Genomic DNA, 15029 nt, shown 5'->3' on the forward strand with positions numbered 1-15029 from the left:
CTGAAGTTCGGATTCATTCTTCCGGGAGATCGCGAGCGAGGGTTCGGCGTCACACGGCCTCGTGCCGGTGGACACTCCCCTCACGGGTTTCGCGGAAGCCAGCCCTTGAGAACGAGCGCCACCTGCTCCTCCATGGCGCGCTTCTCGTCCTCGACGCTTTTGAACTCGTTCGCGATCACGCGATAGTAGTTCTCGGCCGCAACGGCGTAGAGCACGTACATCATCGCCGGGAGGGGTGCGTCCTTCGCGATGAGTCCATCGTCCCGCAGGCGCCGCAGCATGCGTTCGACATGCTTCTCGAAATGCTCCTTGATGCTGCGGAACTCGTCGGTCGCTTCGTCATGGATGCGCAGGAGCGCCGCCATCACCTCGCGCCAGAGCTTGCGCTGCGCTTTCGTATGGACGCCGCTGTTGTTGAGATAGAGCAGCCCCGCCATCGCGCTGACCGCGTCCCAGGAGGCGGACTTGCGGTGGAACTCCTCGAGCACCGTGTCCATGCGCTCGCGCTCCTTCCAGAAGAGCGCGATGAGGAGCTCGGTCTTGCGCGGGAAGTAGCGGTAGAGCGTCGGCGGCGAGATGTCGGCGCGGGCCGCGATTTCCTCCATCGTGGTCTGCTCGTAGCCATGGGCTTCGAACAGGTCCATCGCCGCGTCGATGATGACGTCGTTGCGTTCCTGGCGCTTGCGCTCCCTCAGTCCCGTCACGCTGTCCCTCCGGTGGTCCAGGCTTGAACCGGCTCACCCCACGCCTTGACCGTCTAAAAACGTTAGTTTACTATCAAATGTTAGTTGACTCAATAAGTCGGTCGGGGAGAGGACCATGGCAACGCGCGCAGGTTACGAAGATCGTGCCGATCTCGGCAATGTCGAGCCGGAAGACATCCTTTCCCCCCGTCATTATGCCGCCGTCCGCCGGGGCGGGCGGCTCATGCGGTCGCTGCCGCTCTGGTGCTACACCTCGGAGCGCTTCTGGGAGGCCGAGAAGGAACGGATCTTCCTGCGCAGCTGGAACCTGATCGAGCGCGAGGAGATCGTCCCCAAGGCCGGCGACTATCACTCCATGTCCTTCCTCGGCGTGCCGATGATCGTGGTGCGCGGCAAGGACGAGAAGGTGCGGGTCTTCGCCAACACCTGCCGCCATCGCGGCGCGATGCTCGCCACGGGCTCCGGCAACTGCAAGGCCTTCCGCTGCCCCTATCATTTCTGGTCCTACGGCCTCGACGGGCGCTTCATCGGCGCGCCGAACTACAACGATCCCGAGGGGCGCCCGCTGATCGACGGCACGAACAAGGAAGAGTTCGGCCTCGCCGAGATCGAGAGCGGCACCTGGGGCGGCTTCATCTTCATCCGCTTCAAGGAAGGTCCGCAGACGCTCGAGCAGCATCTGGGTGCCTTCGTCGAGAGCCTGGCCTCGCACAAGCTCGAGGACATGGCCTGCGCGCGCAAGGTCGTCTACGAGATGGACGCCAACTGGAAATGCTTCGTCGAGAACTATATCGACGCCTACCACATTCCCTACGTGCACAAGGATTCGCTGGCGCAGTGGAAGTCCAAGGAAGCGGTGCTGGTGCCGTCCCGGGGGCAGGAATATGTCGTCTTCGTGCGGCATGACGAGGGCAGCCAGCTGCTGCTGCCGTTCCCCGGCTATGACGGCTTTCCGCCGATGCCGCAGATCGATCCGGACCGGACGAAGGGCACCTATTTCGTGACCTTGCGGCCGGGCATGATGATGACGCTCGGCAATGACGGCGCGCTGCTGTTCCAGAGCGAGCCGATCTCGGCCAAGAAGTCGCGGCTGACGGTGAGCTCGCTCTTCCCGAAATCCTATTTCGGGCGCGAGGATTTCGAGCGGCTGTCGCAGAACTACTATCGCCGCAACGACATCGTCGTGGTCGAGGACAAGGATATCGCGCTGCGCCAGTTCGCCGGCATCCAGTCGCCCTATGCCCGCATCGCGCGGCTCTGCAGCCAGGAGACGGACGTGCAGGGGCTCGCCAACTGGATCGTCGACCAGGTGGTCACGCCGGAGACGGGCGAGACGATCGCGGCGGAATAGCGGTCGGGATCCCGGAACAGCCGGGACCCGCACCCAGCCGGCGGTACACCCGCGATGCCCGAGCGAGCGCCCGGGCTACCCGCGGGCCTGTGCCGGCAGAATTGCAAAAGACGAGAGGTCGGCCTGCAAGCCGCGATAAGCCGCCGCGGCCGGCCGACCCCATAAAGGTTCCATCGCAACCGCCGCGCCGGTCCGTTCCGGTTCCGGCCGGCAAGAAATGGAGCCTGACCCATGAGCCCTCACGACCGCAAACGCGTCGTCATCGTCGACGGTTATTCCACCGGCCGCGAGCTGGTGCGCGAGCTTCTCGCGCGCAACGTCGAATGCCTGCATCTGCGCTCGACGGCCCGGTTGCCCGCCCCCGTGGCGGGATGCTTCGACCCTTCTCCCTACGATGCCGATCTCGGCCATGTCGGCGATGCCGTGGCCGCGGCGAAGCTGCTCGCCCCCCTCGCACCGCAGGCCGTGGTCGCGGGCTCGGAATGGGGCGTGACGTTCGCCGAGCAGGTCGCGCATGAGCTGGGGTTGCCGACCAACCGAATCGAGAAGCTCGGTGTCCGCCGCGACAAGTTCGACATGATCGAGGCGGCGCGGCGGCGGGGGCTGCATGTGGCCCGCCAGGCGGCGGTCGACACGGTCGAAGAAGCCCAGGCCTGGGCCCGGCGGCACGGCGCCTGGCCCGTCGTGGTGAAGCCGCTGACGAGCGCGGGCGCGGACGGGGTGTATATCTGCAACAACCCCGCCGACATCCACGCCGCTTTCGCGAGCACGCTCGGCCGCGAGAACTTCATGGGCTGCGTCAACCGGCGCCTGCTGCTGCAGTCCTATCTCTCCGGCCCGCAATTCATCGTCAATACCGTGAGCTGGCAGGGCCGCCATCATGTCAGCGACGCCTGGTCGATGAGCCTGGCCGCCGCCGGCCGCCAAGTTGTGCCGGGCGGCGCCCATCTGCTCGATCCGCGGAGGCCGGATGCGCAGCGGCTGATCGAATACACGCTCGAGGTGCTGGCGGCGCTCGGCATCGAGAACGGAGCCGCCCATACCGAGCTCAGGTGGACGCCGGAGGGGCCGGCGCTGATCGAGACCGGCGCCCGGCTCATGGGGGCGGCGATGGACGAGCCGTCCTACAGCGCCGCCGGGATGCGCACCCAGGCCGACATCTTCGCCGGCGTGCTGGCGGACCGGGAAGGGGAGCGCGACCGCCTCTTCGCCCAGGGCTGTTACCGGTTCCACCGGCACATGACCAAGCTCCTGTTCAATTTCACGAGCGAGGGGACGATCCGCGGCATCGAGGGCCTCCGGCATCTGCGCTCGCTGGCCTCTTTCCACGCCCATTACCGAGGCCTCGCCCGGGGCGACCAGGTCGCGCGGACGGCCGACTGGCTCGCCCGCGGCGGCGTGATCTATCTGGTCCATGACGACCCGCGCCAGATCGCCTCCGACATCGAAACGATCCGGCGCTGGGAGGTGCGGGGCCTGCTCTATGGCGTCCAGCCCGCGACCGCCGTGGCGATCTAGTCCTGGCGGCAATGTGGGGGATCGATCATGGCTATCGGCCAGGGACTGGTGTTCCTTGCGGTGGCGCTGCAGTCGTCGGGGAAGGTGCTTTACGGCACCTTCCTCGCCGGCCTGTCGACGCCGCTCTTCATCCTGCTCAGCATCTGCCTGACGGCGACGGTCTGCCTGGCCGTCGCGCGGTTCCGCCTGCCACGGGAAGGGCGGCTGCAGCTTGTCCTCGTCAATCTCTGGACGGCGATCAGCGTCGTCGCCTTCTTCTTCGCCCTCGATCATCTGGCGCCGGCGATGGTGGCGTCGATCGAGATCGGCATGTCGCTGCTGGTGGCCATGGCGCTGGTGAGCCTGCAGGGCCGGGCGTGGCCGAAATGGATCCATCTGCTGGCCTGCCTGGGGATCGTCGCCGGTTGTGCGCTCCTTGGCTGGGCGGAGATCGCCGCCTCCTTGTCCCATCCGGATCCGGCATTGGTATGGGCGGCGGTCGCCGCCAGCACCGCCACGGGAATCGCCTCGGCGCTCTCGGCAACCGCTTCCCGGAAGCTTGCGGCCGCGGGCTGGCGGCCCGCCTCGGTGCTCGCCCATCGCTTCCATCTGACGATCGCCGTCGCGATCCTCTGGCTTTCGGTCGAGGCGCCGGCCGTGGCCCTGCCGGATGCCTATTCGTTGCTGCTGATGGCCGTCATCGGCATGGTGGGCGTGCTGGCGCCGCTGCTGCTCTTTCAGATCGCTCTGCGGCGCATCAACGAGCTGACGCTCATGGTCTGCCTGGCGGGCCAACCGATCCTCTCCTTCCTGATTTCCCTGGCGTCGCCGGCCTATGGCTGGAACACGGTGACGCTGCTGGGCGTCCTCATCATCACCCTGTTCGTCGCGCTGGACATTCTCGCCAAGCGACGCCGCGCGGAAGCGTCCCGGGCATGAATTGCAAAAGACGAGATGTGTTCCTGTGAAAGGCAGAGAGCCCCGGAACGCCATCCGGGGCACAAGGGCAGCCAGGAAACAGGCCGCATCGCCGCCATCCCGGCGGCCCCAGGCCGAGAAGACAGGAGCCCCTCATGTCGCTTGGACAATTCATCGTCGCCACCGCCGTGGCACTGCCGTCCGCCGTCAAGATTCCTTCCGCGGCCCTGCTGGCGAAGAGCGTCGGGCTGAGCGCCCTCGCCGTCGGAATCCTCAAGTTCATCCGCGGCCGGCGGGACCTCCGCCTCCTCACCCAGATGGACGCGCACCAGCTTCACGATATCGGCCTGACCGAAGCCGACATCGGCTATGCGCGATCCTTGCCCTTCGCCCAGGACCCGACGGCGTGCCTGGCCCGCCGGGTCACGGAGCGCGGGGAGCGTCCTTCCCGTCCCGCCCGGCACGGCTAGGCGGCCGGCGAGCCACCGGGCCCCCGACAGGCCCGGCGGCTCGCTCGCTTGCCGCGCTTTCCACCCGCCGTTATCCTTTCTGCAACCCAGAGAGGAGCCAGCCCATTCCGAGCGAAAGCCGGGAGATCGCGGCCGGTCTCGCCGGCGAGGTGCGGCGGGCGGTGTCCGGCGCGCGGCTGGAGATCGACCATCACCACCCGGAGATCGAGTGCGATCTCATCATCCGCGGCACCGGCAGCCTCACGCTCGACGACCGCACCTACGCGCTGAAGCCGGGAACGCTGATCTGGCTTCTGCCGGGACAACGCCATCGGCTGGTGCGATCGCCTCACCTCGAAATGTGGGTGCTCCTCCTTCGGCCGCATCTGGTGGAGGCGAGCCAGCTCGCCGAGCTGGCGGAGCAGCCGCTCCGGCAATTGCCGGGCGAGGAGTTCGTCGATCTCGATCGGCTTTTGAGCCAGGTCTCGCAGGATTCCGACCAGCCTTCCGTCTACAATGCCGGCCTTGCCTATCTCGCGATGCGGGCATGGCGGGCCAGCCGCAACAGCCCGCCGGCGCGCTTGCGCCCGATGCATGCGGCGGTGACGCGGGCGCTGCTGCTGTTGCGCGAGAGCGGCGCGTCGATGTCGCTCTCCGAGCTCTCGCAGGCCGCCGGCGTGGCGGCGCCCTATCTGAGCCGCCTGCTGGTGGAGCATAGCGGCCGCAGCTTCCTCGAATGGCGGAACCGGATCCGGCTCGATCGGTTCATGCAGGCCTATCGGCCGGGTGCCAATCTCCTGAACGTCGCCCTCGAGGCCGGCTTCGGCAGCTATGCCCGATTCCACGATGTCTTCAGCGAGCTGGTCGGCTGCGCGCCCAGCGACTGGGTGCGGCGGGCGGAGCAGAAGGGGGCGGCGGCCGAGGAAGAGGGGGGTGCGGCGCTGCCGGCGGATTTCGGCATGCCGGCGGCCGGGACCCTCAGCGCGAGGCAGGGCTGGACCCATCTGGTGCCCCTGATCGGCCCCCTCATCGGCGAGCGGCTGGGCCCCGGATTTCTCGACCGGTTGCTCGCCGATGGGCGGGGCGACGCGCGGGCGCTCAATCTGGAGCGGCTCGATGCCAGCCTGCCCGCGGCCGAGCGGAAGAGGCTGATCGCCTCCTTGCGGGCCGGCGAGCCGGCGGGAGCGGAGGACCTCGCCGGCCTGCTCGAGGCCCACGACTTTCCCGGAACCTATGCCGGGATTCTCAAGGCGTTCGAGCTTTCGCCTACGCGCTTCGCCGATGCGATCACGGCTCTTGCTCTCGCCATCTGGGTGGCGGCCAACCGCGGCAGCGATCCGGGGCTCGGCCATGTCGAGGCCGTCGGGCGGCAGACCTGGAAGGCGCTGGGCGGCGTCATGCCGCGCCTCGATGCGCGCGCCGCGCAAGAGCTTCACAGCGCCCTGATCTGCCAGTTCGTCGTCACCTATCGCGCCCTGCAAGCCGCCCGGGCGAGCGGCGATCCGCGCGCGCAGGAAGAGGTGAGTGCCGCCGCGCGGCGATTGGGCCAGGCGGCGCTCGGCGGCGATGTCACCAGGGTCGTTCTGACCGACAGGGGATTCCTGCGGCGCGGCAAGGAGCCGGCGGCGGGTGACGGAGACCGGCCGTCGGCGATGCGGGAACCTTCGGAGAGCCCGCCGGGTTCTCTCGAGGGGCGGCGCGCCGATCGGCAGGGCGAAACCCGACGCGGAAAGGAGAGGCGATGATCCGCAAGCTCAAATCCGGCGAATACCGGCTCTATTCCCGGAAGAAGAATCCGGCGACCGGCAAGCGCCGGAATCTCGGCACCTTCAAGACGCGCGCCGCGGCCGAGAAGCACGAGCGCGCCGTGCAGTATTTCAAGCGCGCGGGCCGTTGACGGCGCGGGCGGGCGTCGCGGATCGAATCGGTTTTCGTCGTCGGCATCGCGCCCGCGGATCGTGGCGCCCGGCGCTGCGCGGCGCGGATGGACCGGCCGTGGCTCCGTACCGTCGTCAAGATTTCACAGTTGCACCGGCGCGTTTGACGCCGGCCCGCATCCTGTCGATCGGAGATCGCGCCGGGCTGGCCGATGCTGCGCTGCGCCATGGCGAGAATCGCAGCCATGGTCGTGATTTAGAAAACGATCCACAGCTCCGCACGTCGTGTCCGCGCGACGATGAGGAGCGGCGCGCGATCCCGCGCTCCATGCCGGGTGCATATACCGAATATAGAAAAATTGTATTACGAGGCTGGACCGGTCTTGGCCGATAGTCCCCGCCCGAAGAGTCCAGCAGGGGCTCGTGCCGCAGCAGAGAAATGCGGCCTCATGGGAGGGGAAATTGACACGCCCGTTCGCAATCCTATTGCGGTCCGCGATGGTCGCGGCCGCCGTCGCCTTCGCCAGCCCCGCCTTCGCCGCGGGCCTCGACGAGCTGCCGCAGAGCATCCGCGACGAGCTCTATAACCCGCAGATGATCGACCCGGCGCAGCCGATCGGCGAGAGCGCCTATCGCGACTGGAAGCCGAAGAATCCGCCACCCTGGAAGATCGGCTATGCCAGCTCCTATGCCGGCAACACCTGGCGCGCGGCGGTGATGAAGCGCCTGCAGGAGGAGCTGATCCCGAAATGGAAGCAGCTCGGGCTGATCTCGGACGTCATCATCACGCAGTCGAACCTCAACGATTCGGTCCAGATCCAGCAGATGCGCCAGCTGGTGGACCAGGGCGTGGACGCGATCATCGTCTGCTGCTCGAACCCGACCGCGCTGAACCAGACCGTCCAGTACGCTTATGAGCGCGGCATTCCCGTCATTTCGGCCACGGGCTACCTGACCTCGCCCTATTCGATCAACTCTTCGGCCAACTTCGTCGTCGGCGGCTACATGCTGGGCGAATGGATGGCCAAGGAGCTCGGCGGCAAGGGCAACGTGCTCAATGTCGAGGGCATCCCGGGCGCTTCGGCCTCGGACTCGCAGAATCTCGGCATCCTCAAGGCGCTCGAGAAGTATCCGGACATCACGGTGGCCGGCACGGTCGCGGGCATGTGGACCGACCAGGTCGCCCAGTCCGAGATCCAGCGCTGGCTCGCCACCAATCCCGGCCAGCTCGACGGCATCATCATCCAGTCGGCCTCCGAGCTCGGCGCGGTGCGCGCGCTGAAGCAGAGCGGCCGGACCATGGCGCCGATCACGATCGGCGGCGAGATCGGCGCGCTCTGCTACTGGCGCAAGAACAAGGATTACATCAGCTCCTCGATCCAGGCCTGGCCGCCGGCGGACGATTTCGAGATGGCCTGGAACATCATGATGCGTACGCTCGAGGGCCAGGGCCCCAAGGTCCAGTCGATCCTGACGCGGCCGCTGACCTTGAGCTATGACGAGCTGTCCAAGGTCGTGCCTGAGAACTGCGACGAGGAGTCGGGCGACTGGTACAGCGTCGGCATCGAGAAATGGGCCGGGAAGGAATATCTCGACCAGTTCTTCCTGCGGCCCGCCGATCCCGCAGCCTACAAGCCTTAGTCGTCTGGCCTGGATCGACGCCGCCCCGTCCCTTGGGACCGGGCGGCGTCTTCCGCATGGCGGGGTTCCGACTCTTTCCGACCTCGCCGAACGGGAAACCCTGACGCGCCATGGTCTACCCTACGGTTGAAATCTCCTCGGTCAGGAAGACCTTCGGGCCCACGGTGGCGCTGGGGGGATGCAACCTGAGGGCCTATGCCGGCGAGGTCCATGCCATCGTCGGCGGCAACGGGTCGGGCAAGAGCACGCTGGCGAAGGTCATCTCGGGCGTCCTCATCCCCGACAGCGGCCAGGTGTCGATCCTCGGCAAGTCGGCGACCTCGCCCTACGAGGCCCGGGCGCTCGGGATCTCCAACGTGTTCCAGGAGGTGCTCGTCGCCGACGAATGCTCGGTGCTCGACAATCTCTATCTCGGCGCCGACACGCCGTTCGGCTCCGCGCTCAGCCAGGAGGAGAAGCAGCGCCGGGGTTCCGCCCTGATGCGGGAGCTCCTGGATTTCGATCTCGATCTCTCGACGCTGGTGGGCGAGCTGCCGCTCAGCATCAAGCAATGGATCACCATCGCCCGCGCGCTGCTGGCCGATCCCAAGGTCCTCATCCTCGACGAATCCTCCGCGGCACTCGATTTCGATTCGACCGAGCGGCTGTTCCAGAAGATGCGCCAGCTCAAGAAGGCCGGCGTCAGCATCCTGATCGTGACCCACCGGATCGCTGAGCTGGTGCGTATCGCCGACCGCGCCACGGTGCTCCGGGATGGCATCGATGTCGGCAGCCTCGGCAAGGAGGAGATCACCGAGCAGCGCATCCTGGAGCTCATCGCCGGGACGGAGCGCAGCCGGACGCAGCAGGGCCAGTCCGTGGCCCAGCGCCTCGCGCCCAATCCGGTGCTGCGGATGACGGAAGGCCGCGTCTGGTCGGCCGCGGCGCCGATCGATTTCACGCTCTATCCGGGCGAGGTGATCGGCGTGACGGGGCTCGACGGCCAGGGCCAGGCGGATTTCGTGCGCTGCCTCGCCGGCATCCAGCCGCTGGTCTCGGGCCGCATCGCCGTCATCCGCGATAAGACCGCCAACGACATCACCGACCTCCATTCTGCACGCGAGAACAGCATCAGCTATGTCAGCGGCGACCGGAAGAAGGAGGGCATCCTCCCGAACCTGAGCATCTTCGAGAACCTGCTCATGCCGGTCTATCGCGAATACCGGCTGGCGGGCATCCTCAACCTGATCAACAGGACCAAGCTCTCGCCCGTCTTCGAGTGGGAGTCCGGCAAGCTCGCGGTCAAGATGGGCGACCGCGACAATCTCATCACCTCGCTTTCCGGCGGCAACCAGCAGAAGGTGCTGATCGCGCGCGCCTTCGCCGAGAAACCCGCCGTGCTCGTGCTCAACGACCCGGCGCGCGGCATCGATATCGGCGCCAAGCTCGACCTCTATCGCAACCTGCGCGACTTCGCCTCGCGCGGCAATGCGGTGGTGTTCCTGTCGAGCGAGATCGAGGAGTTCCTCAATCTCTGCTCCCGCGTCGAAGTGTTCCGAAACGGCAGCATCTCCTCGCAGTTCGAGCCGCCCTATGACAGCCATGCGATCCTGAACGCCATGTTCGGGCGCCGGGCGAGCGCGCGACTGCCGGGCGAGGCGGGCGGGGACGGGGAGGAGGGCGCCGCCCTCGCGCCCATGGCCGCCGCTACCGTTCGCCTCCCGTTCGAGCAGGGTCGCCCCATGCCGCGGCCCGTGCCGCTGTCCCCGCGCCAGGATCCGCCGCGCGAGGCGGCCGTCATGGCCTTCAAGCTGCAGGCGCCCGATATCGCACCCGGCCAGATCATTCCGGGGCGCTTCGCCGAGGAGAACAAGCGCTCGCCGCGCCTGGTCTGGTCGGGCGTGCCGGAAGGGACGCGCAGCTTCGCGCTCGCCATCACCGATCCCGACCTGCCCGAGGCGTTCAAGTTCCCGCGCGCCTTCGCCCATTGGCTGGTCCATGACATCCCGGCGGGCGTTCGCGAGCTGCCCGAAGGTGCTTCCGGCGGCGCGCTCATGCCCAAGGGTGCCGTCGAGCTCAACAGCGATTACGTCACCTTCGGCATCCCGGGCTTCGGGCGCGGCTATGGCGGCCCCTGGCCGCCGGACCGCCAGCATCGCTACGTCTTCACTCTCTATGCCCTCAAGACCGAGCGTCTGGCCATAGCGCCGGACGCCGATCTCACCGCCTTCGCCGCGGCCGTCATGCCGGTGGCGATCGACATGGCTTCCTTCGTCGCGCTCTACGGGCCGGCGAAGAAGCCGCTCCCCCACTAAGAAACGGCCAATGTCTTCGCGATCTGACAGGAGGACCGCATGAGTAGATCCGGCAGCAGTAGGAAGAGCTTCGACTTGGAATGGATCGAGCGCTGGGCGCGCTGCGTGAACGACGACCGGATCCTCCCGGTGATCGGCCGCTTCTTCACCAGCCGATTCGTTCTCGGCGTCGACGAGACCGAGTATCTGATCGAGGTGCGCGGCGGCAAGATCCAGCGTATCGCCGAAGGGTTGACGCCCAACGATCTCGGTTACGATTTCGGCCTCAAGGCGCCGAGCAGCGCCTGGATGAAGTTCTCGCAGCGCATCCCTCCACCCATGTTCAACGACATCTGGGCCATGGCGCATCCGCTGCACCGCCAGCTCATCATCGAGGGCAACACCCTTCCCTTCTGGCAGAATCTGCGGGCGCTGACGCGCATGCTCTCGCTGATGAGACAAGTCTGAGCGCGGCAGGAGAGACGCCAATGAACACCCATGATCCGATCGTCGGGCGCTATGTCTATGTCCAGTGCGAGGGCAAGACCTACCGGACCTATTACGAAGAGCATGGCGAGGGCATCCCGCTGGTCTGCTTGCACACCGCCGGCACCGACGGGCGCCAGTACCGCCACCAGCTCTGCGATCCCGACATCGCCCAGAATTTCCGCGTGATCGCCTTCGACCTGCCCTGGCACGGCAAGTCGATTCCGCCCTCGGACTTCTACCTGATGGAGGACGAGTACAAGCTGACCACGCGCTTCTATTGCGAGTTCATCGTCGCCTTCTGCCGGGCGCTCGATCTGACCAAGCCGGTCGTCATGGGCCAGTCCATGGGCGGCAATGTCTGCCTGGCGCTGGCGCTCAAATACGAGAACGAGTTCTCGGCTCTGATCGCGCTCGAGGCTTGCGACTATTCGCCGGGCTGGTGGATCGATCCGCTGCACCATCCGCATATCCATGGCGGCGAGGTGGTGGCGACCTCGGTCTTCGGCCTGATGTCGCCGGAATCGCCGGACGAATACCGCTGGGAGACCTGGTGGTACTACGCCCAGGGCGGCCCCGGCATCTTCAAGGGCGACCTCTATTTCTACAGCGTCGATTCCGACTTCCGCGACCAGTGCCAGAAGATCTCCGGCAAGCTGCCGATCTTCTTCCTGACCGGCGAGTACGACTTCGCCTGCACGCCCGAGATGACGGAGCGTACCGCCGAGAAGGTGCGCAACTCCGAATGCATCATCTTCGGCGGCGGCCACTTCCCGACCTCCGAGGATCCGGCGAAGTTCAAGGAAGTCATCACGCCGGTGCTCAAGAAGATCCTGGGCCTGGATCCGGAGCGGCGCGGGCAGGGCGGTGCGCGTGCCGGCGTGACGGATCTGCGCTCGGGCGGCCGCAGCGAGCGGCCGGCCGGGCGGCGCGTGATCGATCTCTGAGTGGGAGCCGGGCGGGCGCAAGCCCGCCCACCCGTCGGCGGGAGGCCGGAGCAGCCAGAGCAGAGCGATGTCGGAGAGGGGTTCGCAAAACACCTATCTGCTGGTGCCGATCCTGCTGATCGCCGTGCTGCTCAGCATCGCGGTGATCCGGGGCCCCAGCCTCGTCTCGCTGGCGGGCTTCGGCAGCGCGATCATCGTGGCCGCGCCGCTGGTGATGGCGACCTATGCCCTCATGGCCGTGGCGGTGGCCGGCAGGGGGACCGTCGATCTGGCCGTCGGCCCTCTCCTCGCCTTCATCAACGTGTCGATCGTCAAGCTCAGCGACATCGGCGTCGTCACCTCGCCGCTCGGCGTCTTCCTGCTGGCGCTCGGGATCGGCGTGCTCTACCAGGTGCTGTTCGCGCTGGTGATCATCTATGTCCGGGTGCAGCCGATCATCGTGGCGCTGAGCGGTTTCCTGGCGCTCTCGGGCATCAATCGCGTGATCTTGCCGCGGCCCGGCGGCGTGGCGCCCGACTGGATGGGCTCCTGGGGCCTCGGCAACACGATCTTCTCGCCGATCCTCCTGATCGTGCTGCTGGCGACCGGCGGCTGGCTGCTGTTCCAGCTCACCCCGTTCTATCGCAACCTGCGCATGATGGGGTACGACGAGCGGGCGGCCTATGCCAGCGGCACCCGGACCAACATCACCCGCATCGGCGCCCATGTGATCTCCGGCATCTTCGTCGGGCTGGGCGCCATCTGCTACACGGCGCTGATCTCCTCGGGCGATCCGACCCAGGGCACCACCATGACGCTGACCTCGGTCACGGCGCTGGTGCTGGGCGGCGCCAGCCTCGCCGGCGGGCGCGGCGGCGTCACCGGCGCGCTCCTGGGGGCGGTCAACCTCTTCCTCATCGGCTATGGACTCGCGACCTTCAATTTCGGCGCGAGCCAGGCCTTCGTGACCCAGCTCTTCTACGGGCTGATCCTGGTCCTGTCGCTGCTGCTGGCCCTCCTGGTGCCGATCATCGGGCGCCACATCTCCTTCATCTCGCCCTTCGCCGCCTTCGTGGTGCTTGGCTGCGTGGTCGTCGGCATCATGCTGCAGATCAGCACCGCGCCCCATGCGGCGGCGACCACGGCCGCGACCGCCGCAGCCGCGGTGCCGGCGGCGCCCTCCGGCGACCTGTTGACGCGCTATCTGCTGTTGCCGGCGGCAACACCGGGCGGCGGCGAAGGCGGCAGCAGCGGCCTGCCGGCCTTGAGCCCGCTGCAGCAGATCGCCTTCGGCGCGGTCGGGGTCCTGCTGCTCGTGACCTTCACCTTCCGCCTCGCGGTCGCCGAGGCCCGCTCGGCCCGCCTCGGCACCTTCCTCTATGTCTTCGTCTCGGTGCTGATCCTGCTGCTCTTCTTCGTCGTGGCGCAGGAAAGCCGGGCCGGGGAAGGCGGGCTGATCTCCCATCTCATCGGGAGGGCATCATGAGCGACCTGGCGACCCGCGACCGCGGGGCGTTGATGTTCGTGCCCCGGTCGCCCTTCCTCGTCTGGCTCAACCTCGCGATCACCCTCGTCGTCGCGGCCATCGGCTTCGGTCTCGGCTTCGCGCAAGGGGTCAGCGCCCAGACGGTCATCCTCTACACGGTGGCCTCGGTCGCGGTGCTCTTCTGGGTGCTGAACTACATCGCCGTGGTGTTCGAGGCCCGCCAGGAGCGCGTCGTCACGGCCAAGGAAGACGAGGCGGCGGAGCCGAGATCGGCGGCCGGCGCGCGCGGCCTGTGGCGGGGCAATCGCGTCCTGATCATCGTCATGGCGCTGATGCTGATCGCCTACCTGATCCTGGCGGCGTCGCTCCCCGGCTTCCGCACGGTCCCGAACCTGATCGCCTTCCTCCTGCTCGAAGGCATCATGATCTTCGCCTTCAAGGTGAGCCGGGTCTTCGTCCATGGCCGCAGCGCCTTCATCGGCCTGGTGGTGCTGGGCGCCCTGATTGTGATCAGCTCCTTCGCGATCCACGGCTTCCTCTCGGGCGCCAACATCAAGGCCGTGCTGCTGTTCGCGGCCTTCCTCGGCATCGCCTGCGTCGGCCAGACGCTGGTGGCGCTCCTCGGCGGGCTCGACCTGTCGATTCCCTTCGTGATCGGCGCCGCCAATATCGGCCTGCTCTATCTCATTGGCCTCGGCGTCCCCTCCTGGCTCGCGCTCGCCATCGTGCTCGTGATCGGCGCCGGCATCGGGTTCCTGAACGGGGTGCTGTCCTACCGGCTGCAGGGGCAGGCGCTGATCCTGACCTTGGGCATGGGCTTCTCGGTCGCGGGGCTGACCCAGATCCTGACCAGCATCGGCTCCACCTTCAGCGGCAACGTCTTCGGCACCGTGCCGCCCTGGCTCCAGAACCTCGCGGCGATGAACGGCGTCACCTTCGGGCTCCAGGTGCCGCCCACGATCTTCCTCTGGATCCTGCTCGCCATCATCGTGATCGTCGCGCTGCGCTACTCGGCCTATGGCCGCTACATCTACGCCCTCGGCGGCAACCGCCGCTCGGCCCGGCTGATGGGGATTTCCGAGTTCAAATACTGGACGCTGGCCTACCTCATCAGCGGCTGCTTCGCGTCTTTGACCGGCGCGCTCCTGCTGGGCTGGAGCGGCGGCGGCTTCATCGGCGTGGGCGATCCCTATCTCTTCACGACGCTGGCCGCGGTCGTGATCGGCGGCACCTCGCTCGTGGGCGGCTATGGCGGCTACGGCTTCACCATCATCGGCGTGCTCGTGCTCCAGGTGCTGAGCTCGTTCCTGATCGGCATCGGCCTGAAATACGAGTGGCAGCAATTCATCTTCGGCCTGCTGATCCTGCCGATGGTCGCCCTTTATGGCCGGGCGCCCCACATTCGCTCGCAAATCTGAAGG

14 protein-coding genes are annotated in these 15029 nt (G+C 67.2%); 13 read left to right on the forward strand and 1 reads right to left on the reverse strand.

The genetic code is table 11. The features are described 5' to 3' along the window. Nucleotides 1-80: 80 nt before the first annotated feature. A complete protein-coding gene (locus tag FRZ61_RS04170) occupies nt 81-704 on the reverse strand; it encodes a TetR/AcrR family transcriptional regulator (protein WP_151115119.1) in 624 nt (207 codons plus the stop codon). A gap of 115 nt (nt 705-819) precedes the next feature. Between FRZ61_RS04170 and FRZ61_RS04175 the strand changes: the two genes are divergently transcribed. The 13 genes from FRZ61_RS04175 (at nt 820) to FRZ61_RS04230 (ending at nt 15026) form a co-directional block, all read left to right on the forward strand. Continuing rightward, nucleotides 820-2055 carry an aromatic ring-hydroxylating oxygenase subunit alpha gene (locus tag FRZ61_RS04175; protein WP_151115120.1) on the forward strand — a complete coding sequence of 412 codons (1236 nt, stop codon included), beginning with the start codon at nt 820-822 and terminating at the stop codon, nt 2053-2055. 231 nt (nt 2056-2286) lie between these two features. After that, nucleotides 2287-3573: an ATP-grasp domain-containing protein gene (locus FRZ61_RS04180; protein WP_151115121.1), complete on the forward strand. Its 1287-nt coding sequence runs from the start codon at nt 2287-2289 to the stop codon at nt 3571-3573. Nucleotides 3574-3600: 27 nt separating this feature from the next. Further along, the gene (locus tag FRZ61_RS04185) at nt 3601-4491 is read left to right on the forward strand and encodes a DMT family transporter (RefSeq protein WP_151115122.1); all 891 of its coding nucleotides are present in this window, start codon (nt 3601-3603) and stop codon (nt 4489-4491) included. A gap of 134 nt (nt 4492-4625) precedes the next feature. Continuing rightward, complete coding sequence (locus FRZ61_RS26340; protein ID WP_191909288.1) at nt 4626-4940, forward strand: DUF1127 domain-containing protein; 315 nt, start codon at nt 4626-4628, stop codon at nt 4938-4940. Nucleotides 4941-5101: 161 nt separating this feature from the next. Further along, nucleotides 5102-6664: an AraC family transcriptional regulator gene (locus tag FRZ61_RS04190; protein ID WP_191909289.1), complete on the forward strand. Its 1563-nt coding sequence runs from the start codon at nt 5102-5104 to the stop codon at nt 6662-6664. Beyond that, nucleotides 6661-6816, forward strand: coding sequence for a hypothetical protein (locus FRZ61_RS04195; protein ID WP_151115124.1), 156 nt, complete (start codon nt 6661-6663; stop codon nt 6814-6816). The genes FRZ61_RS04190 and FRZ61_RS04195 overlap by 4 nt, the downstream gene beginning before the upstream one ends. Before the next feature lie 98 nt (nt 6817-6914). After that, nucleotides 6915-7190 carry a hypothetical protein gene (locus tag FRZ61_RS04200; RefSeq protein ID WP_191909290.1) on the forward strand — a complete coding sequence of 92 codons (276 nt, stop codon included), beginning with the start codon at nt 6915-6917 and terminating at the stop codon, nt 7188-7190. A gap of 104 nt (nt 7191-7294) precedes the next feature. After that, nucleotides 7295-8437: an ABC transporter substrate-binding protein gene (locus tag FRZ61_RS04205; protein WP_151115126.1), complete on the forward strand. Its 1143-nt coding sequence runs from the start codon at nt 7295-7297 to the stop codon at nt 8435-8437. Nucleotides 8438-8547: 110 nt separating this feature from the next. After that, on the forward strand, nt 8548-10731 hold the full coding sequence (locus tag FRZ61_RS04210; protein WP_151115127.1) for a YbhB/YbcL family Raf kinase inhibitor-like protein: 2184 nt from the start codon (nt 8548-8550) through the stop codon (nt 10729-10731). A gap of 39 nt (nt 10732-10770) precedes the next feature. Beyond that, nucleotides 10771-11178 carry a hypothetical protein gene (locus FRZ61_RS04215; RefSeq protein ID WP_151115128.1) on the forward strand — a complete coding sequence of 136 codons (408 nt, stop codon included), beginning with the start codon at nt 10771-10773 and terminating at the stop codon, nt 11176-11178. Between the two features lie 20 nt (nt 11179-11198). Continuing rightward, on the forward strand, nt 11199-12143 hold the full coding sequence (locus FRZ61_RS04220; RefSeq protein ID WP_151115129.1) for an alpha/beta fold hydrolase: 945 nt from the start codon (nt 11199-11201) through the stop codon (nt 12141-12143). 67 nt (nt 12144-12210) lie between these two features. Further along, on the forward strand, nt 12211-13608 hold the full coding sequence (locus FRZ61_RS04225) for an ABC transporter permease (RefSeq protein ID WP_151115130.1): 1398 nt from the start codon (nt 12211-12213) through the stop codon (nt 13606-13608). Next, complete coding sequence (locus FRZ61_RS04230; protein WP_225309106.1) at nt 13605-15026, forward strand: ABC transporter permease; 1422 nt, start codon at nt 13605-13607, stop codon at nt 15024-15026. The genes FRZ61_RS04225 and FRZ61_RS04230 overlap by 4 nt, the downstream gene beginning before the upstream one ends. Nucleotides 15027-15029: the final 3 nt, after the last annotated feature.

The organism is Hypericibacter adhaerens, from assembly GCF_008728835.1.
In the GTDB taxonomy this organism is placed as follows: domain Bacteria; phylum Pseudomonadota; class Alphaproteobacteria; order Dongiales; family Dongiaceae; genus Hypericibacter; species Hypericibacter adhaerens.